The organism is Janthinobacterium sp. MP5059B (assembly GCF_001758645.1).
GTDB classification, from domain to species: Bacteria; Pseudomonadota; Gammaproteobacteria; order Burkholderiales; family Burkholderiaceae_D; genus Janthinobacterium; species Janthinobacterium lividum.
Map to the genome: position 1 here is coordinate 315,852 of NZ_LRHX01000006.1, position 20,154 is coordinate 336,005.

Sequence of the window (20,154 nt, forward strand, 5' to 3'; positions counted from 1 at the left end):
ATGACGTCCAGCCGTACCCAGCCATTGCGCATTGTTGTCGTCAACACTATTGTCGAGCACGGCGTGCACGAGAATGCGGCATTGGCGGCCCAGGTGCAGCGCGGCAACGCCTTGCGCATCGGTTTGCTTGAATCGGGGTATGACATCGTCGCCTCCCTGCCAGCCGACCTCTACCTTCCCGAACGTATCGCCCAGCTGCAGCCCGACCTCATCATCATTGACGCCGAATCGGATGCGCGCGACGTACTCGAACACATCGTCATTGCCACGCGTGATGAGCGCCGCCCCATCGTGTTGTTTACCGAAGACGGCGCCACGGCCAGCATTGACGCGGCCATGGCGGCCGGCGTGTCCGCCTATATCGTGGCCGGCTTGCAGGCCGAGCGCATTCAACCCGTGCTGAACGTGGCTCTGGCGCGCTTTCGGCAGGAAGAAAAATTGCGCGCCGAATTGCTCGACACGCGGCACAAGCTGCTCGAGCGCAAAGTGATCGAGCGGGCCAAGGGCCTGTTGATGACGCATCACGGCTTGACGGAAGAGCAGGCTTACCAGCGCTTGCGCAGCATGGCCATGAACAAGAAACTCAAACTGGCGGAAATTGCCCAGCGTATCCTCGACGTGGAGGACTTGCTGGGATGAATCGTCCATTTCCTGATACATGCTGGTGCAGCGCACCATTCCGGTGCGTTTCCAGCCTCCCTGGACGGGACGTGTACAGGCACGGTCCTTGCTGCTGGAAGGGGAGAGCCTTGCCCACGGTGGCGCGGAAAAACAGTACTTATCAGCAAGGAATGGTATGACAGAGCAAGCGGGCAAAGAGGAGGGACGTGGTGCCCAGGTGATGCGGTCCCTGCAGCCGGAAAAACAGACGATACGCATCGGCTACCTGCCGCTGGCCGATTGCGCCTCGCTGGTGATGGCGTCAAAGCTGGGCCTGGATGAAAAATACGGCATCAAGATCGAACTGAGCCGCGAGATGTCGTGGGCAGGCGTGCGCGACAAATTGAATAGCGGCGAACTCGACGTTGCCCACGTGTTGTATGGCCTCGTGTATGGCGTGCAGATGGGCATCGGCGGACAACAGCACGACATGGCCGTGCTGATGAACCTCAATCACAGCGGCCAGGCCGTCACCCTGTCGGCGGCGCTGGCGCGCGAGGGCGCCCACGATGGCGCCACACTGGCGCGGCATATGCGCGGCGCGGCGCGGCCATTTGCGTTTGCGCATACTTTTCCGACCGGCAACCACGCGATGCTGCTGCAATACTGGCTGGCTGCGCATGGAATCGACCCGCTGCGCGACGCGCGCGTGATGACGGTGCCGCCGTCGCAGATGGTGGCCGCCTTGCGCGCGGGCCAGATGGATGGCTTTTGCGCCGGGGAACCGTGGGGCTACAAGGCCATCGTCGATGGCGTCGGCGTGACAGCCACCACCAGCGGCGCCATCTGGCCCGACCATCCGGGCAAGGTGCTGGGCACCAGCGCCGCGTTTGCGCAGCAGCATCCGAACAGCTGCCGCGCCCTGATCGCCGCCGTGCTCGAGGCGGGGCGCTGGATCGACGCCACCGATGCCAACCGGCTGGCCATGGCGGCCATTCTGGCCGAGCCCGCTTACTTGAATACGCCGCAGGAAACGCTGGCGCCGCGCATTCTCGGCCATTATCAGGATGGCCTGGGCAAGACCTGGGACGAGGCGCACGGCTTGAAGTTTTATGGCGCCGGCGCCGTCAATTTTCCCTATCTGTCCGACGGCATGTGGTTCATGACCCAGCACCGGCGCTGGGGCCTGCTGCGCGACGAACCCGATTACCTGGCGGTGGCAAGGCAAGTCAACCGCATCGACCTGTACCGCCAGGCGGCGGAAATGACGGCCACGCCCTTGCCCGCTTCACCGCTGCGCAGCTCGACCCTGTGCGACGGCGTCGTGTGGGACGGCAGCGCGCCGGAAGCGTACGCGGCATCGTTTGCCATCGGCCACTTTTTTTAATGGGAGATTTCATCATGGCACAACAAGGAAGCGTGACTTTGGTCGGCGCCGGTCCCGGCGACCCGGACCTGTTGACCATCAAAGCGGTGAAGGCCATCGCGCGGGCCGACGTGGTGCTGATCGACGACCTCGTCAACCCGGCCATCCTCGCGCATGCGGCGCCCGGCGTGCGCGTGGTCGAGGTGGGCAAGCGGGGCGGCTGCGCTTCCACGCCGCAAGCCTTCATCGAACGCCTGATGCTGGCCGAAGCCCGCGCCGGCCTGCACGTGGTGCGCTTGAAAGGGGGCGACCCCTATCTGTTCGGGCGCGGCGGCGAAGAGCGCGCCTACCTGCGCAGCCACGGCGTGGCCGTCGAAGTGATCCCTGGCATCAGCAGCGGCCTGGCCGCGCCGTCCAGCATCGGCGTGCCGCTGACGCATCGCGGCTGGAGCCAGGGCGCCATCTTCGTCACAGGCCATGGCAAGGATAGCGCGTCCGAGCCGAACTGGGCGGCACTGGCGCAGAGCAAGCTCACCCTCGTCATCTACATGGGCGTGGCCAGGGTGGCGGCCATCCAGGCCGGCTTGCTGGCCGGCGGCATGGCGCCAGGCACGCCCGCGGCCGTGGTGCAATCGGCCAGCTTGCCGGCGCAGCGCCAGCTGCTGAGTACCTTGCAAGCCTTGCCTGCCGACTTGCTGGCCAGCGGCCTGGGCAGCCCCAGCATTATCGTCGTGGGCGAGGTGGTGCGCTGCGCCGATGCCTGGGATGACCATGGCGCCGGCGCCTTGCTGGCCGCGACCGTGTGATTTAGCGGATCGGCAGCGCCACGGGACGGATGGGCGCCGCGTCGCCGCCACGGAATTTCAATGAAGCGCCGATGAAGGCAAACTGGTAGACCCTGTCGCGCGACAGCGCTTCCAGGTCGACCAGTTCCAGGATGGGCGTGCCCTGCTGCGCCAGCAGATAGGTGTGCACGGGCAGGTAATTGCCTGCCACTTCGGACGGAAATGCTTCGAAACTGAGGTTGTCCGCACCGACCACCATGGCGCCGCCATCTTCCACGAGGAATTTTGCCGCGTCCAGCGACAGGCCGGGGGGATTGGCCATGTACGCTTGCGCCTGCTCATAGTGCTGCATGCGGCCCGTGCGTATCAGCACCACGTCGCCTTTTTCCAGCGTGACCTTCTGTTTTGCCAGCGCCGCGCGCAAGTCTTGCCGCGTGACCCGGTAATTGTCGGGCAACTGTTGTAATCCCTTGGCCACGGCCACGTCGATCAGCACGCCGCGCGCGACGATGGGCGGCAGCTTTTCAGCGCCCGTCACGGTCCAGCCCCGGTCGCCCAGGTATTGCTCTTCCGTAAAACCATTCCAGATCTTGCCGTTCAAGCCAAAGTGATTGAGGGCGTCGATATGCGTGCCCATGTGCGCATACATGGACACGGCCGAGCCCGTATAACTGACGTGGCGGTTCATCTGTTCGCCCACGTTCATCGAGTCGGCCACCACGTTGCCCTTCGGCGTGTGCGTCATCCACATTTGGTAGGGCGGATCGCCGGCCGCCTGCCAGCTGGGCATGCCGACATAGAAATCGACGGCCAGGTCGTAGCTCTTGCCGCCGTCGATGCGCGCCAGGATGGCGGCGCGCGAGGCCGGTGTCATCAGGTTCAGGCGGCCGATCTCGTCTTTCGGCCCCCAGGGGCTGATGCCCACTTCCGGCAGGGCGGCGGCCGGGGCGGCCTGCACTGTGCCGGCCAGCAGCGCCAGCAGCACGGTGGTCAGGGTGGCGGATGGTTTGAACATGGGGTACTCCTTGCGTGACATGAATGAAGAAGCCGCCATCATATTATTTTCTGGTTCATTGATAATCAGCGATAAAATAATAAGATATTCAACTGGAAGGAAAGAATCATGGATGTCCTGGCGCACATGCGCGTGTTTCGCAAGGTGGTCGAGCGCGACAGCTTCAGCAAGGCGGCGCTGGACCTCAATCAGTCGGCGGCAGCCATCAGCAAGCAGGTGCGCCAGCTGGAGGCGCATCTGGCGACCGTGCTGCTGGTGCGCACGACGCGGCGCATGAGTTTATCGGACGGCGGGCGCGCCTATTATCTGGAATGCTGCCGCCTGCTCGATGAAATCGATGCGCTGGAACTGGCCACGCGCGGCTGCGCCGGCAAGGTGGCGGGGCGGCTGCGCGTGAATGCACCGCTGTCGTTTGGCCTGAAGGTGCTGTCGCCGCTGCTGCCGGTGTTCATGGCCCGCTATCCGGAAGTCAAAATCGAAATGACCCTGGACGACCGCCTGCGCGACGTGGTGGGCGAGGGTTATGACGTGTCGCTGCGCATCCGCGCCGCGCTGGCCGATTCGACCCTGGTGGCGCGCCGCCTGGGCGACGTCGAACAGGTGATTTGCGCGGCGCCCGCATACCTGGCGCGGCGTGGCACGCCCCGTCAGGCGCAGGATTTGCACGGCCACGATTGCCTGGCTTACCGCCTGGCCGACAGCCCCGGCATCTGGCAGCTGGCCGGCCCGGAAGGGAGCAGCAGCATCGTCCTGCCTGTGCGCTTTTCCGCCGACAGCAGCCTGCTGCTGGCCGACATGCTGGTGGCGGGCATCGGCGTGGGCGCGCTGCCGTCGTTCGTCGCCGCGCCGCTGCTGGCCAGCGGCGCCCTGGTGCGCGTGCTGCCGTCGCACGGCATGGCCAGGCGCGGCGTGTATGCCTTGATGCCTGATGGACGCCATGTGCAGGAAAAGGTGCGCGCCTTTTGCGACTTCCTGGCCGGTGAGCTGCGGGAGGCTTAAGCGCGCGTTATTTTCCAGTGCAACCATCATGCGCGCTTTTTTTCTTGCACAAGCGCGTCTGGCAGGAGCTTTGATAGTATCCTCGTACTTGCTGGCTGGCCGGAGCGCCGCACATTCGAGGAACCGGAATAAGCGATTGACAATGCACACTTTGAGCAAGGGCGGGGCGGGATCAGGCATCAGGATCTGGGCGGGTGGCTTGCTGCTGGCATTGGCGGTGGGCGGCGCCCTGTATGCGGGTGCGGCGCGCACGGTCAATGACGACGCCGAACAGCGTTTCGACAATCTCACGCATGGCGCCCAGCATAGCCTGGCCACGCGCGTAAAAAGCTATTCCGACCTGCTGCGCGGCCTCGAAGCCCTGTTCCGCACCAGCGAGCACCTGACGCGCCGCCAGTTCCACGATTACGTGGCCGGCCTCGATATCGCGCGCCAGTTCCCTGCCATCGAATCGGTCAATTACGCGGTGGCCGTCCCGTCGGCGCAGCGCGCCGCCTTCATCGAGGCCGTGCGCAAAGACACCAGCCTGGCGCCGCGCGGCTATCCCGCATTCACCATCCGACCGCCCGGCGAGCGGCCGGAATATGCGGTGCTCACTTACCTGGAACCCGACTCCCTGCTGGCCGAGCGCATGGGCGTCGATATCGGCGCCAACCCGCTGGTGGCGCAGGCCCTGGCGCAGGCGCGCGACAGCGGCGAGGTCGGCGCGTCGGGCCAGGTGATCATGATCAAGGGGCCTCCCGCGCACGTGGGCCTGGGCATGCGCCTGCCCGTGTACCGCAATGGCATGCCGCAAGGCAGCGTGGCCGAGCGCCGCGCCGCCTATCAGGGATCCGTCGGCATCGGCTTTGGCGTGGCGCAGCTGGTGCACAGCGCACTCGAACGCAGCGCCCTGGAACCGCTGCACCTGACTCTGTACAGCGCCGCCGAGGCGCCGTCTGCCGACGGCGTCTGGCGCATCACGCCGCAGGACCGCCTGCTGTTCAACGACGGTGGCGACCTGACGGCCCCGCCGCCGCAGCCGGGCAGCGATGCCGACTATTTCGACCAGGTGCTGCCGGTGGCGTATCAGGGCGGCCTGTGGAAAGCCCATTTCCGCGTGCGCAAGGCGGAGCTGTACAGCCCCTTCGACCGCTATTTTCCATGGCTGGCGCTGGCCGTCGGCGTGGCCGGCACCCTGCTCATTTATGGCTATATCTTTACCTTGTACCGTTCGCGCCGCAACGCGGTGGCGCAGCGCACCTTGCTCGATACGGTGCTCGACAGCGTCGACGCCTACGTCTACATGAAGGATGCCGACCTGCGTTACCGCTACGTGAATGCGCGCACGGCGAAGATACTGGGCCGTTCGGCGGAGCAGCTGATCGGCCGCCAGGATGGCGAATTGATGCTCGGCGATGCGGCGGCATCCGCGCAGCGCACGGAGCGCCAGGTGTTCGACAGCGGCGCCAAGTTCGTCGGCGAGGAGCGCTTCGTCGATGCGCAAGGGCAGGTGCATCACCTGTGGAGCGTGAAGGTGCCGCTGGGCTTGCCCGGTCCCGTCACGGGCCTGATCGGTCTGTCCACCGACGTGACGGAGCTGCACCGGCTGAAGGAGCAGGCCGACGCGGCCAGCCAGGCCAAGAGCGACTTCCTGTCGAACATGAGCCATGAAATCCGCACGCCGATGAACAGCATCATCGGCATGGCGCATCTGGCGCTGAAATCCGTGGCCGACGCGCGCCAGCGCGACTATCTGCAGAAAATCTTCCATTCGGGCCAGCATTTGCTGGGCCTGATCAACGATATCCTCGATTTTTCCAAGATCGAGGCGGGCAAGCTGGAACTGGAAGTGCTGGATTTCCGCCTCGATACCCTGCTGGCGAACATCGCCAGCCAGCTCGGCGATGCGGCCGCCGTCAAGGGCCTGGCACTGCAGTTCGATATCGCGCCGGAACTGACGCAGCGCTGGCGTGGCGACCCGCTGCGCCTGGAGCAGGTCTTGCTGAACCTGGCCAGCAACGCCATCAAGTTTTCCGACAATGGCAGCATCTTCGTGCGCGTGCGCCAGTCCGAGGAGCGGGGCAGCCACAGCATGCTGCGCTTCGAAGTGCAGGACCGGGGCATCGGCATGAACCAGGAAGAGGTGGCGCAGCTGTTCCGCTCCTTCCACCAGGCGGACCCGTCGACCACGCGCAAGTATGGCGGCAGCGGCCTGGGACTGGTGATCAGCAAGCAGCTGGTGGAGCTCATGGGCGGCAAGGTGGGCGTGTACAGCCAGCCTGGCCTGGGCAGCACCTTCTGGTTCACGGCGCGCCTGGAGAAAAGCACGCAGGCCAGCGACGAGCGCATCGCCGAAGTGGAGCCGGAAGTGCTGGGAGTGATACGCGGTGCGTCCATCCTGCTGGTGGAAGATAACGTCTTCAGCCAGCAGGTGGGCTGCGAACTGCTGGAAGATGCCGGCGCCACCGTCTGCGTCGCCTGCAATGGCCGCGAGGCGCTGGAATTGCTGGCCCACCAGCGCTATGACTGCGTGCTGATGGACGTGCAGATGCCGGAAATGGACGGCTTCGAGGCGACGCGCCGCATCCGCGCCGATCCGCAGCTTGCCGGCCTGCTGGTGATCGCCATGACGGCCAATGCGGGCAGCGAAGACCGCGCCCGCTGCCTGGCGGCGGGCATGGACGAATTCGTGACCAAGCCTATCGCCCCGAATCTGCTGTTTCACCTGCTGGCGAAATGGTTCCGCCTGCGTGGAGGCATTGGCGGCATCGGCCATGCGCGCGCGGGCGAGAGGCCGGCGGCAGCGCCGAAAGCGCCGCCATCGGCCGCTTCGCCGGAATTGCGCGACACGGCCATCCTCGACCTGGCCACGCTGGCGCTCACGTTCAGCAATGACGCCGTGAAGATGCGCAAGTACACCCAGCTGTTTCTCGATACGGCGCGCGACGGCATCGCCGAAATGGAGCAGGCCATGGCGCTGGAAGACCTGGGGCGCCTGGCCGACCTGGGCCACCGCAGCAAATCGTCGGCGCTGGCCGTGGGCGCGCATGCCTTTGCGGGCCTGTGCACGTCGATCGAAGGCTTGCGCCTGGGCGGCGACCTGCAGCAGGCGCGCGCCTTGCTGACGGCGCTCGGGCCGGCGCTGGCGCAGGTGGCAGAACAAATTTCAGTGGAATTTGCCGCCAGCGACGCCCCCTGACGCAAGCAGCGGCGATAATATGCCTTTGACGTCTCTGGCCACCCGGCCGGAGGCGCGGCAACCCATCGGATCAGCATGCATACTCCCGTTACGCCCGGCCTCCTCATCCTGCATGGCAACCAGCTGGAACAGCTGCGCGCCGCCGTCTTCCAGTGGCTGCGCCAGCATCCGCTGGCGCCCCTGGAAACGGATATTTTCCTGGTGCAGTCAAACGGCGTGGCCGAGTGGCTGAAGATCGCCCTGGCCGAGGAGATGGGCGTGTGCGCCGCCACGCGCATCGCGCTGCCGGCGCGCCTGCTGTGGGAAAGCTACAGGGGCATGCTGGGGCGCGAAAGAGTCCCGCGCGTGTCGCCGTTCGACAAGTCCCCGCTGACGTGGCGTTTGATGCGCCTGTTGCCGTCCTTGCTGGCCGACCCGGTCTTCGCGCCGCTGCGCTACTTCCTTGCCGATGGTGACAGCGAGCGCCGGCTGCAGCTGGCCGAGCGGCTGGCCGACTTGTTCGACCAGTACCAGGTCTACCGCGCCGACTGGCTGGCCGATTGGGCGGCGGGGCGCGACCAGTTGCGCACGGCGCGCGGTGTATCCATCGCATTGAAGGAAGACCAGCGCTGGCAGGCGCAGTTGTGGCGCGCCGTGGCGGCCGACGTCGAGGCGTTCGAGCGCGACACGGGCCGCGCCGACATCCACGACGCCTTCCTGGCAGCGATCGCCGCCGGCGATGCGCCTGCCGGCAAGCTGCCGCGCCGTGTCGTGCTGTTTGGCGTGTCGGCCTTGCCGTACCAGACCTTGCAGGCGCTGGCCGCGCTGGCGCGCCACACGCAGGTGGTGCTGGCCGTGCCCAATCCGTGCCAGTTTTACTGGGGCGACATCATCGACGGGCGCGACTTGCTGCGCGCGCAAAACAAGCGCCAGCGGCAGCGCAACGGCACCGACCTGGCGCAAATTCCGCTGGAAGAACTGCATGCGCACAGCCACCCGCTGCTGGCCAGCTGGGGCAGGCAAGGGCGCGATTTCATCCGCATGCTCGATGAATTCGACGAACACGCGCAAGCCGAGGGGCGCGACGACAGCCTGCGCATCGACCTGTTTGGCGAGGAAACGGGCGAGACCCTGCTGCAGCAGGTGCAGGTGGCCATCCGCGAACTGCGCCCGCTGGCCGAGCATGAGCAGGTGCCGCCCGAGCCAGGCGACCGCTCGATCGAATTCCACGTGGCGCACAGCGTGCAGCGCGAAGTGGAAGTGCTGCACGACCAGCTGCTGGCCATGTTCGCGCACAGCGCCCAGACGGGCTTGCGCCCGCGCGACGTGGTGGTGATGGTGCCCGACATCGACACTTTTACGGCTGCCATCCACGCAGTCTTCGGCCAGTACCGGCGCAATGACGAGCGCTTCATCCCGTTCGAGATCGGCGACGTGAAGGACCGCAGCGTCAACCCGCTGCTCGTCGCGCTCGAGTGGCTGCTGCAGCTGCCGCAGCAGCGCTGCCGCCAGAGCGAAGTGCGCGACTTGCTCGACGTGCCGGCGCTGGCGGCCCGCTTTGGCCTGCAGCCGGACGACCTGGCCACCCTGGGCGCGTGGATCGAAGGGGCCGGCGTGCGCTGGGGCCTGGACCAGGAACACCGCGCCGGCCTGGGACTGGGTGCGGCCGGCGAGCAGAATGCGTGGATCTTCGGCGTGCGGCGCATGCTGCTCGGCTATGCCAGCGGCAGTGGCGCCAGCTTTGGCGGCATCGAGCCGTATGCGGAAGTGGGCGGCCTCGATGCGGCGCTGGCGGGGTCCCTTGCGCAGCTGGTCGAGGCGCTGCTGCACTGGCGCACCGTGCTTGCCGGTGCCTGCACGCCAGCCGAGTGGGGCGTGCAGGCGCGCGCGCTGCTGGCCGCCTTCTTTGATGCTGACGACGAGGGCGACCGTTTGACCCTGGCGCAGCTGGAAGGCGCATTGCAGGGCTGGCTGGAAACCTGCGAGCACGCGGGCTTTGTCGAGCAGGTACCGCTGTCCGTGCTGCGCGTGGCGTGGCTGGGCGCGCTGGACGAGCCGACCCTGAACCATCAATTTGTCTCCGGCGGCGTCACGTTTTGCACCCTGATGCCGATGCGCGCCGTGCCGTTCCGCGTCGTCTGCCTGCTGGGCATGAACGATGGCGACTTCCCGCGCCGCGCGCAGAAGGCCGATTTCGACTTGCTGGCGCTGCCCGGCATGGCGCGCCCGGGCGACCGCTCGCGCCGCGACGATGACCGCTACCTGATGCTCGAAGCCTTGCTGGCCGCGCGCGACAAGCTGTACGTGAGCTGGGTGGGGCGCAATGTGCGCGACAATTCCGAGCAGCCGCCGTCCGTGCTGGTGTCGCAGCTGCGCGATTACCTTGCCGCCGGCTGGTCGCTGGACCGGCACCTTGTATCGCTGACCACCGAGCATGCGCTGCAGCCGTTCAGCCGCCGCTATTTCGAGGCCGATGGCTTGCTGACCTACGCGCGCGAATGGCGCGTGGCGCATGCCGATGCGGATGCGCAGGCCGAGGAACTGGCGCTGGGCCCTTACGAGCTCGATCCCGGCACGCGGCTGAAACTGGGCGAGCTTGCCAGCTTTTTGCGCCAGCCCGTCAAATACTTTTTCCGCCGCCGCTTGAGCGTGTATTTCGCCGATGCGGCCATGCTGGGCGAGGATGAAGAGCCGTTCGGCCTGAATGCGCTCGAGCGCTATCTGCTGGAAGACACCATGCTGGACGACGGCGGCGCCGTCGAAGCGCTCGATGACGTGCGCGCCAGCCTGGAAGCGCGCGCGGAAAAGCTGGCGCGCGAAGGCGTGCTGCCCATCGGTCTGATCGGCCGGCAAGTGCAGGCGCAATTGGTCGAGGCGCTGGTGCCCGTGCGCAGCGCGTGGCTGTCCCTGCGCGCCTCGTTCCCGTACGCGGCCGAGAAGCGCGCCATCAATTTGCCGTTTGGCGAGCTGCAGATCGACGACTGGCTCGACAAATTGTGCAGCAACGGGCGGGACACGGCCTGGCTGATGCAGATTTCCTCGAAGGTGACGGACAAGGGCGGCCTGGCGCGCGGCGACAAGCTGATGCTGATGTGGCTGCGCCAGCTGGCCGCCGCCGCCCTCGGTTTCCCCGTCACCGGCTACCTGGTGGCGCGCGACGCCATCGTCAGCATGGCGCCGCTCGATCCGGCTACGTCGCGCGATGCGCTGGCCACCTTGCTGGCGCTGTGGCGCGAAGGCATGAACCATCCGCTGCCGACGGCGTGCAAGACGGGCCTCGCGCTGGTGCAGCAGGGCGACCCGCGCGCCGTCTACGACGGCGGCTTTGAAGTCTCCGGCGAGCGCGAAGAGCTGTGCCTGGCGCGCCTGTGGCCCGAGTTTTCCGCATTGGCCGCGGAAGAAGCCTGGGAAGACTGCACGCGCGAGCTGTATGGCCCGCTGGCCGACTGGCTGCAAGAACACATCACGATCGACCCTATCAGCGCGCCCGCAGACGGCGCGGGAGAAGAACCATGACGAGCCATCTGCTCAACCCGCTGGCGTTCCCGCTGCACGGCTCGCGCCTGATCGAAGCCTCGGCCGGCACGGGCAAGACCTGGACCATCGCCGCGCTGTACGTGCGGCTCGTGCTGGGCCATGGCGACGACGACAGCCGTTTTACGCGTCCCTTGCTGCCGGCCGACATCCTCGTGATGACGTTTACCCGCGCCGCCACGCGCGAATTGTCGAACCGCGTGCGCGAGCGCCTGATCGAAGCGGCCGCCTATTTTCGCCACGAATTTGGCATTGAGTCCGGCGGCAGCGACCCCTTTCTCGACGCCTTGCTGGAGTCCTATCCGGACGAAAGCGAACGGCAAAAGGCCGCGCACCGGCTGATGCTGGCCGCCGAGACGATGGATGAAGCGGCCATTTTCACCATCGACGCCTGGTGCCAGCGCATGCTGCGCGAGCACGCGTTCGACAGCGGCAGCCTGTTCGATGAAGAACTGGTCAGCGACGAGCAAGCCCTGTTCGAGGATGCGGCCCACGATTACTGGCGCCAGCAAGTCTATCCCTTGCCGCCGCAGGCGCTCGACGTGCTGCTGGCCTGCTGGCCCGACGTGGGGGCGCTGAAGAAGGGTGCGCGCGAGCTGGCGCGCCGCGCGGACATCATGGGCATGGCGGACGAGGAACCGTTGTCCGCGCTGATCGCGCGCGAACAGCGGGCGCTGGCCGCGCAGCTGGCCACCCTGAAGGCGGGCTGGGTCGAACGCGTGGACCAGATGGCCGCCTGGATCAACGACCACCGCGCCGCCAATCCCAAGTGTTTTAACGGCGTCAAGATGAAGCCGGAGAACCTCGCGAAGTGGTTCGATGGCTTGCGCCGCTGGGCGCAAGACCCGCTGCTGCTGCAGCCGGCCATCACGGCCAAGGCGTGGGAGAGATTGACGCCGTTCGGCATCGAGGATGCGTTTGCCAAGAGTTTCACGGCCCAGGTGCCCGAGTGCTTCGAGCATACGGAAGGGCTGGGCATCGCGCTGGCGGGCCTCACGCCGCTGGCGCACAAGCTGCACCTGCATGCGGCGGCGGCCATCGCGCGGCGCATGGACCAGTTAAAACGCCAGTCGCGCCAGTTCGGCTTTGCCGACATGCTGCAGCGCCTGCACGACGCGCTGGCCGGCGAAAATGGCACGGCCCTGCGCCAGCGTATCATCGACCAGTATCCGCTGGCCATGGTCGATGAATTTCAGGATACGGCGCCCGCCCAGTACCAGATTTTCAATCTGCTGTACCGCATTGCCGACAACGACCCGGCCCTGGGCCTGTTCCTGATCGGCGACCCGAAACAATCGATCTACGGCTTTCGCGGTGCCGACATTCAGAGCTACCTGGCGGCGCGGCGCGCGACGACGGGACGCCATTACCAGCTGGGCACCAACTACCGTTCGACGGCGCCGCTGGTCGCTGCCGTCAACCAGCTGTTCCTGCACGCCGAGCGCGCCGAAGTGCCGCTTGGTGCCTTCCGCTACCGGAAAAATGGCGAGAACCCGCTGCCGTTCGAAGCCGTCGATGCCAAGGGCCGCGCCGAATACCTGGTGAACGCCAGCGGCCCGTTGCCGGCCCTGCTGGCCGCCTGCGCCAGCGATGAAGGGCTGCGCGGCGACAGCTACCGCGAGTATTTCGCGCAGCACTGCGCCGAACATATCGTCGCCATGCTGGGCGACCCGCAGGCGGGCTTCGATGGTCCCGACGGTTTTACGCGCTTGCAGCCGGCCGACGTCGCCATCCTCGTGCGCGACCGCAAGGAAGCGGCCGCCATCCGCCGCGCGCTGGCGCGCCGCCGGGTCGCCAGCGTGTACCTGTCCGACAAGGATTCCGTCGTCGACAGCGAGGAAGCGCAAGACGTGCTGCGCTGGCTGGCGGCGCTGGCCAATCCCCTCGACGGGGGACTGGCGCGCGCCGCCTTTGCCACGCGCACCATCGGCCTGTCGCTGGGCGAGCTGGCGCGTCTGTCCAGCGATGAACTGGAATGGGAACGCCGCGTCGAACAACTGAAGGCCCTGCACCTGATCTGGCAGCGCCAGGGCGTGCTGGCCATGCTGCGCCGCTTCATCCACGAACTGCAATTGCCCGCCATGCTGCTGCAGCAGACGGGCGGCGAGCGGCGGCTGACGAATCTGCTGCACCTGGCCGAACTGCTGCAATCGGCCAGCCGCCAGCTCGATGGCGAGCAGGCGCTGATACGCTGGCTGGCCGAGCAGATCGCCGGCGAAGGCGAGGGCGGCGACGAGCGCGTGCTGCGCCTGGAAAGCGATGCGGAGCTGGTCAAGGTCATCACCGTGCACAAATCCAAGGGACTCGAATACCCGCTCGTGTATCTGCCGTTCGCCGTGACGGCGCGCAAGGTGGACAAACGCAACCGCAGCTTCTTCGACTATGCGGGCGAGGATGGCGAACGCCGCCTCGACCTGTCCTTGTCCGACGAGGCCATGGCGGCGGTCGAAGAGGCGCGCATCGAGGAAGACTTGCGCCTGCTGTATGTGGCGCTGACGCGCGCGCGCCACTTCCTGTGGCTGGGCGTGGCCGCCCAGGCGGCGCGCAAGGCGGGCGAGAACACCTTGCACGAATCGGCGCTCGGCTACCTGCTGACGGGCGGCGACAAGCTGCCGGCGGAGCAATTGCTGTTGCGCTGGCAGCAGGTGGCGGGCAGCTGCGACGCCATCTACGTGGCTTCTTTGGCGCAGCCCGATGCCTGCACGGTGCTGGACCGGGTCGAGCGGCGCCCCGAGCTGTGTCCCGCGCCCGTGTTCGTGGGCGAGTTCGAGCGCGACTGGTCGGTGGGCAGCTTTACGTCGCTGACGCGCCAGATCGGCGCCGTGGCGGCCGCGCACGTGCCGCAACGGGCGCTGGAGGAAACCCTGCTGGAAGATGGCACGGCTGTCGCCGTGAATTCGCCGATGCACATGGGCGACGCGCCATGGCACCGCTTCCCGCGTGGCTCCGTGCCCGGCAATTTCCTGCACGAGCAGCTCGAATGGATGGGCAGCGAAGGTTTTGACAGCGTCCACGAGGCGCACTTCGACACGCGCCTTGCCGCGCGCTGCGAGCGGGCCGGCTGGGGGCACCGCCAGGAAGACGCCATCGCCTGGCTCAGGGAAATCGCCCTCACGCCGTTACCGCTGCTCGATGCGTCGTTGTCACAGCTCGATAGCACCCTGTCCGAGATGGAGTTCTGGTTCCCCAGCGAGCATTTGTCCACGGGGGCGCTCGATCAGCTGTGCACGCGCTTGCTGCTCGATGGCGCGCCGCGTCCCGTGCTGCCGCGGCGCCAGTTGCACGGCATGCTGAAAGGCTTTGCCGACCTGGTCATCGAACAGGATGGCCGCTACTGGGTGCTCGACTACAAGTCGAATGCGCTGGGTGCCAACGACGGTGCGTATCACACGGCCGCGCTGGCGGCCGGCATGGCGCAGCACCGCTACGATATCCAGGGCGCCATCTACATGCTGGCCCTGCACCGGCTGCTGAAAAGCCGCCTCGGTGACGCCTACGACCCGGCCGAACACCTGGGTGGCGCCATCTTCCTGTTCTTGCGTGGCATAGCGAATGCGGATACGCATGGCTGCTACTGGCTGGCGCCGCAGCTGGAACTGCTGGACGGCCTCGATCAACTGTTAGAAGAAACGGAACACCATGCAGCATGACGCACAGATGAACGATTTGTTTGCCCATGTCGACGGCGTCGCCGAGGATGGCCATCTGCGCCGCCTGAGCGCCGCCTTTGCCCGCTTCATCGCCAGCCTGGACGAGAATGCGCCGCATGCGCCGGCCGTGGCCGTGGCGTGCGTGGTGCTGTCCGAGCTGGAAGGGCGGGGGCACAGCTGTTTGATGCTGTTTGAGCTGGCCAGCGAACCGTCGCAGTTGCTGGGCTGGAGCGAGGAGCTGTGGCATGCCGTGCTGGCCGTCTCCGGTCCGCTGCCGGACAGCGTCGATGGCTGGCGCGCGCTGCTGGCCGGCGCGCCGCAAGTGTGGCAGGTCGGTGCGGCCGACGCGCGCCAGCCGCTGGTGCTCGATGGCGACCGTTTGTATCTGCGCCGCTACTGGCGCGACGAAAGCCTGGTGGGCGAGAAAATCGCCCTCCGCGCGCAGGATTTGACTAATCCCCCGCTGGCGCAGGTGCGGCAATGGCTCGACATCCTGTTCGACCAGCCCGCGCAGGATGGTGGCCCGGACTGGCAAAAAGTGGCGTGCGCGATCGCCCTGCGCGGCAAGGTGGCCATCATCACGGGCGGGCCGGGGACGGGCAAGACGTACACGGTGGCGAGCCTTTTGACCTTGCTGTTTGCCGTCTCGCCGCAGCCGGAGCAGCTGCGCATCGCACTGGCCGCGCCGACGGGCAAGGCGGCCGCTCGCCTGAAACAGTCGATCGACAAGGCCTTGAGCGGCCTGGCGGAAAAAAGGTTTTTGGGGAAAAGCCTTTGCCCCTGCTGGAAACTGGCGCGGCGCATGGGCGCGGCCCGCACCCTGCACAGTTTTGCTGGGTGCGCGGGCCCGAGACGCGCGCCCCTTTGCGCATCACGCGGGCAATCCGCTCGACGTCGACGTGCTGATCGTCGATGAAGCGTCGATGGTGCACCTGGAGATGATGGCCAGCGTGCTCGATGCCTTGCCGTCCACGGCGATCCTGATACTGCTCGGCGACAAGGACCAACTGGCGTCCGTGGAAGCGGGCGCCGTGCTGGGCGACTTGTGCCACGATGCGCAGGCGGGCGGCTACACGGACGCCACCATCGCGTATGCGCAGGCGGCTAGCGGCGTGGCCATTCCGCCTGATTTTGCCGGTGCGGCCGGCGCGCTGGCGCAGCAGACGGTGATGCTGCGCCACAGCCACCGCTTCAGCGGTCCGATCGGCGAACTGGCGCTGGCCGTGAATGGCGGCAGGCCCGATCTGGCCAAAGCGTGCTTCGCCGACGACAGCGGCGGCCAGCTGGCGTGGAGCGTGCCGGCGCAGCAGGAAGACGTGCTGCGCCTGGCCTTGCGCGGACGCGCCGACGCGCCGGGCGGCTACCAGCCTTACCTGGCGCTGGTGAATGCGGGCGGCGAAGGCTACGCGCAGCATGACGACTGGGTGCGCGCCGTGCTGCACAGTTTTGAATCGTTCCGCATCCTATGCGCCGTGCGCGAAGGCGAGTGGGGCGTGGCGGGCCTGAACACGGCCATCGAACTGCGGCTGGAAAAGGATGGCTTGATACGCCGCAGCGAATGGTATGTGGGCCGTCCCGTGATGGTCACGCGCAACGACTACGGCACGGGCGTGTTCAATGGCGATATCGGCTTGACCTTGCGCGATCCTGCGCGGCCCGGCTCCCTGCGCGTGTATTTTTTGGAGGGCGAGAATGTGCGCAGCGTGCTGGCCACGCGCCTGCGCCACGTGGAGACGGCGTTCGCCATGACGGTGCATAAATCGCAGGGCTCGGAATTTCGCCACACGGTGCTGGTGCTGCCGCAGGAAGGCGGCGCCATGCTGGCGCGTGAACTGGTCTACACGGGCATCACGCGCGCGCGCGCCTTCTTTACCCTCGTCTCGCCCACGCAGGCCGTGCTGTTCGACGCGATCCTGCGCCGCACGCAGCGGGCCAGCGGCTTGAGGGGGCTGATCCGCTGATAGGTTGACAGGGTTCGATAGGTTTCTGCACGGAAATATATGTGTTGTATTCCGAATATTGATGAAAATTGTTCCGATTTTTGTGTGAAAATGCTTGCGTAGAGAAAGCGGTGCAACAGCACTGTTTCACGCCATTAAAATCGAAACGAGGAGTCCATCATGTTGTCTTCCCTTCGCACGCGGCTGGTGCTCATTTGCGTGGCCATTGTCGTACTGTCCATGCTGGCCCTGTCGGTTGCCAATTACGTGACGACGCGCAGCAGCATGCTGGCGTCGTCGGATCAGCAGATGCAGCAACTGCTGCAAAGCCAGTCGGCCGTGCTGGCGCAATGGGTCGATGGCAAGAAAAAGGTCATGGCATCCATCGTCATGTCGGCCGAGACGCCCGATCCGCTGCGCGCCTTCCAGATCGCGGAAAAGGCCGGCGATTTCGCGGAAGTGTTCATCGGCTATGCGGACAAGCGTTCCGTGTTTACCCATCCGGGCCGCCCGGCCGATTTCGATCCCACGGCGCGCGCCTGGTACACGGACACCGTCAAGGCGGGCGTGCCGATGCTGACGCCGCCATACGTGGACGCGGCCAGCCACAAGCTGGTGGTGTCGTTTACGGCGCCCGTCGGCCCGAAAGAGGCGCTGCTGGGCGTGGCGGGGGCGGACGTGCTGCTCGATACGGTGATCGCCAACGTGGTGGCGATCAAGCCGACCCCGCACAGCTTTGCCTTCCTCGTCGACCAGAGCGGCACCATCATCGCCCATGCGAACAAGGACCTGAGCCTGCAGCCGGTGGCGAAACTCGATGCGGCGCTGTCGGCCGCGCAGGTCAACCGGCTGGAAAGCACGCGCACGAGCGAGGCCGTGCGCCTCGATGAGCGCGACGGCATGCTGTACGTCACGCGCGTGGCGGGCACCGACTGGCTGCTGGCCGTGGTGCTGGACCAGCAGGAAGCCATGCAAGCCTTGCAGACGATGCTGACGACGGCCACCGTCACTGCCGCGCTGCTGACCGGGCTGGCGGCGCTGCTGCTGTCGCTGCTGGTCTTCAAAATGCTCAAGCGCCTGGAACTGGTGCGCGACGCGCTCGACGACATCGCCTCGGGCGAAGGCGATTTGACGCGCCGCCTCGACGCTTCCGGCGTGGATGAACTGGCGCAGATCGCCGGCGCCTTCAACCGCTTCATCGACAAGATCGCCGCCGTTCTCGTGAAAATCCGCACGGCCAGCGAATCGGTCAAGGTTTCCTCGTCGGAAATCGCCGCAGGCAACCAGGACCTGTCGTCGCGCACGGAACAGCAAGCCAGTTCGCTGGAAGAAACGGCCGCCTCGATGGAAGAGCTGACCAGCACGGTGAAACAGAATGCGGACAATGCGCGCCAGGCCAACCAGATGGCGCAATCGGCGTCCGGCGTGGCCAGCAAGGGCGGGCAAGTGGTGGCGCAGGTGGTCGATACCATGGCCTCGATCAACGATTCGTCGAAGAAGATCGTCGACATCATCAGCGTCATCGACGGCATCGCCTTCCAGACGAATATCCTCGCGCTCAATGCGGCCGTGGAGGCGGCGCGCGCGGGAGAGCAGGGGCGCGGCTTTGCCGTGGTGGCGACCGAGGTGCGCAGCCTGGCGCAACGCTCCGCCGGCGCGGCGAAGGAAATCAAGCTGCTGATCGACGATTCGGTGGGCAAGGTCGATTCGGGCGCGCGCCTCGTCGACGAGGCTGGCGCGACGATGCAGGAAATCGTCGACAGCGTGCGCCGCGTGACGGACATCATGGGCGAGATCACGGCCGCCAGCGCCGAGCAGAGTTCGGGCATCGAGCAGGTGAACCAGGCGATCGCGCAAATGGACCAGGTGACGCAGCAGAATGCGGCCCTGGTGGAAGAGGCGGCGGCTGCGGCGGAAAGCCTGCAAGACCAGGCCAGCACGCTGGCGCAGGTGGTGGGCGTGTTCAAGCTCGACGAGGGGCAGGCGCCGCCGCAGCAGCAGCAACCCGTTCGGCCCGTGGTGCGCGCAGCGATGGCGCCGCGCCTCGCCAGCAGTCCGGCAAAGGCGGCGGCCGTCAAGCCGGAACGCAGCGAGGAGTGGGAGACGTTCTAGGCGCGCTGGGGCGCCAGGGTCGGCGCCATCTGCCTGGCCACCTCGAAAAAGGCGTTGGTGGCGGGCGTGTTCTGGCGCCGGTCGCGCACGGCCAGGCCCACCTTGCGGCTGACGGGCGGATTGAGCGGCAGGGCGACCAGTTCCGGATATTGCTCCCGCAGCCGCTGCGGCAGGGCCAGTTCGGCCACGATGGACAGGCCGTCGCCGCGGCTGACCATGTCGAGGATGGTGATCACCTGGCTGATGCGATAGGGCACGTTCGGCTGCAAGCCCGCGTTGGCGAACAGCGGTTCGATCAGGCAGGCGCAGCCCGCCTCGGACATGATGAACGGCCCTTCGCACAGCTGCGCCAGGGTGATGGCGGTTTCGCTGGCCAGCGCATGGCTGCGCGGCACCAGCGCCATCATCTGGTCTTCCACCAGCGGCGCTGTATCGAAGCGCTCGTCCGGCAGCACGACGAAGCCGACATCGACCCTGCGTTCGCGTATCCACTGCACCACTTCATGGTCTGCACCCTCGTCGATGCGCAGGTCGATGCCGGGATAGCGCAGGCGGAACTGGGCCGTGATGGCCGGCAGCAGGTTCAGCGATGACGTGGGACCGAAGGAACCGATGCGCAGGGTGCCCTGGCGCTGGCCCAGCACGTCGGCCGCTTCCTGGCGCATGGCCTCGGACAAGCCGAGGATTTCGCGCGCGCGCACGAGCAGCTGGCGGCCTACGTCCGTCAGTTCGGCCGAGGCCTGGTGGCGCACGATCAGGTCCACGCCCATCTCCTTTTCCAGCGCCTTCAAGGCGTGCGAGACGGCCGACTGGCTGATGCCCAGCTGCGCGGCGGCGGCGGAAAAGCCGTGCAATTCGGCCACGAGGGTAAAAATTTCCAGTTGCGTGAAGGTCATGGTGTGGTTTTGTTGAGTTATGAGTATTTACTCATTATTTCATGAGTTGATATTAGTATTAATATATATGGACACCACCCGCCGCGCAAGCGGCCAT

General features: G+C 66.4%; 12 protein-coding genes. 10 read left to right on the plus strand and 2 right to left on the minus strand.

From position 1 onward, the window contains the following. The 3 genes from JAB1_RS06170 (at position 1) to cobA (ending at position 2,772) form a co-directional block, all read left to right on the plus strand. Positions 1-639 carry an ANTAR domain-containing protein gene (locus JAB1_RS06170; RefSeq protein ID WP_034777888.1) on the plus strand — a complete coding sequence of 213 codons (639 nt, stop codon included), beginning with the start codon at positions 1-3 and terminating at the stop codon, positions 637-639. Positions 640-796: 157 nt separating this feature from the next. Then, entirely contained in the window at positions 797-1,987 is a 1,191-nt protein-coding gene (locus tag JAB1_RS06175) for a CmpA/NrtA family ABC transporter substrate-binding protein (RefSeq protein ID WP_070279191.1), read from the plus strand. A gap of 14 nt (positions 1,988-2,001) precedes the next feature. Continuing rightward, positions 2,002-2,772, plus strand: a complete 771-nt coding sequence (gene cobA / locus JAB1_RS06180; protein ID WP_070279814.1) for a uroporphyrinogen-III C-methyltransferase — start codon at positions 2,002-2,004, stop codon at positions 2,770-2,772. 1 nt (position 2,773) lies between these two features. Here cobA and JAB1_RS06185 read toward each other — a convergent pair whose 3' ends face one another. Continuing rightward, positions 2,774-3,766, minus strand: coding sequence for a cyclase family protein (locus JAB1_RS06185; protein WP_070279192.1), 993 nt, complete (start codon positions 3,764-3,766; stop codon positions 2,774-2,776). Positions 3,767-3,874: 108 nt separating this feature from the next. Here JAB1_RS06185 and JAB1_RS06190 point away from each other — a divergent pair, with 108 nt between their 5' ends. The 7 genes from JAB1_RS06190 to JAB1_RS06215 all read left to right on the plus strand — a co-directional run bounded on the left by JAB1_RS06190 (position 3,875) and on the right by JAB1_RS06215 (position 19,161). Then, positions 3,875-4,765, plus strand: a complete 891-nt coding sequence (locus tag JAB1_RS06190) for a LysR family transcriptional regulator (RefSeq protein ID WP_070279193.1) — start codon at positions 3,875-3,877, stop codon at positions 4,763-4,765. A 142-nt stretch (positions 4,766-4,907) separates the two neighbouring features. Beyond that, a complete protein-coding gene (locus tag JAB1_RS06195; protein WP_070279194.1) occupies positions 4,908-7,946 on the plus strand; it encodes a CHASE domain-containing protein in 3,039 nt (1,012 codons plus the stop codon). 75 nt (positions 7,947-8,021) lie between these two features. Then, positions 8,022-11,441 carry an exodeoxyribonuclease V subunit gamma gene (gene recC, locus JAB1_RS06200; RefSeq protein WP_070279195.1) on the plus strand — a complete coding sequence of 1,140 codons (3,420 nt, stop codon included), beginning with the start codon at positions 8,022-8,024 and terminating at the stop codon, positions 11,439-11,441. Beyond that, a complete protein-coding gene (gene recB, locus JAB1_RS06205; RefSeq protein WP_070279196.1) occupies positions 11,438-15,109 on the plus strand; it encodes an exodeoxyribonuclease V subunit beta in 3,672 nt (1,223 codons plus the stop codon). The genes recC and recB overlap by 4 nt, the downstream gene beginning before the upstream one ends. Continuing rightward, positions 15,099-16,025 carry an AAA family ATPase gene (locus JAB1_RS30205; protein WP_254671991.1) on the plus strand — a complete coding sequence of 309 codons (927 nt, stop codon included), beginning with the start codon at positions 15,099-15,101 and terminating at the stop codon, positions 16,023-16,025. Before recB ends, JAB1_RS30205 begins: the two co-directional genes overlap by 11 nt. After that, positions 15,940-17,070 (plus strand): exodeoxyribonuclease V subunit alpha, encoded by a 1,131-nt coding sequence (recD, locus tag JAB1_RS30210; protein WP_254671993.1) that lies wholly within the window; start codon positions 15,940-15,942, stop codon positions 17,068-17,070. The genes JAB1_RS30205 and recD overlap by 86 nt, the downstream gene beginning before the upstream one ends. A gap of 159 nt (positions 17,071-17,229) precedes the next feature. Further along, positions 17,230-19,161, plus strand: a complete 1,932-nt coding sequence (locus JAB1_RS06215; protein ID WP_071653304.1) for a methyl-accepting chemotaxis protein — start codon at positions 17,230-17,232, stop codon at positions 19,159-19,161. Here JAB1_RS06215 and JAB1_RS06220 read toward each other — a convergent pair. Further along, positions 19,158-20,057: a LysR substrate-binding domain-containing protein gene (locus JAB1_RS06220; RefSeq protein ID WP_070279197.1), complete on the minus strand. Its 900-nt coding sequence runs from the start codon at positions 20,055-20,057 to the stop codon at positions 19,158-19,160. The two genes, JAB1_RS06215 and JAB1_RS06220, sit on opposite strands and share 4 nt — an antisense overlap. Between the last annotated feature and the right edge of the window lie 97 nt (positions 20,058-20,154).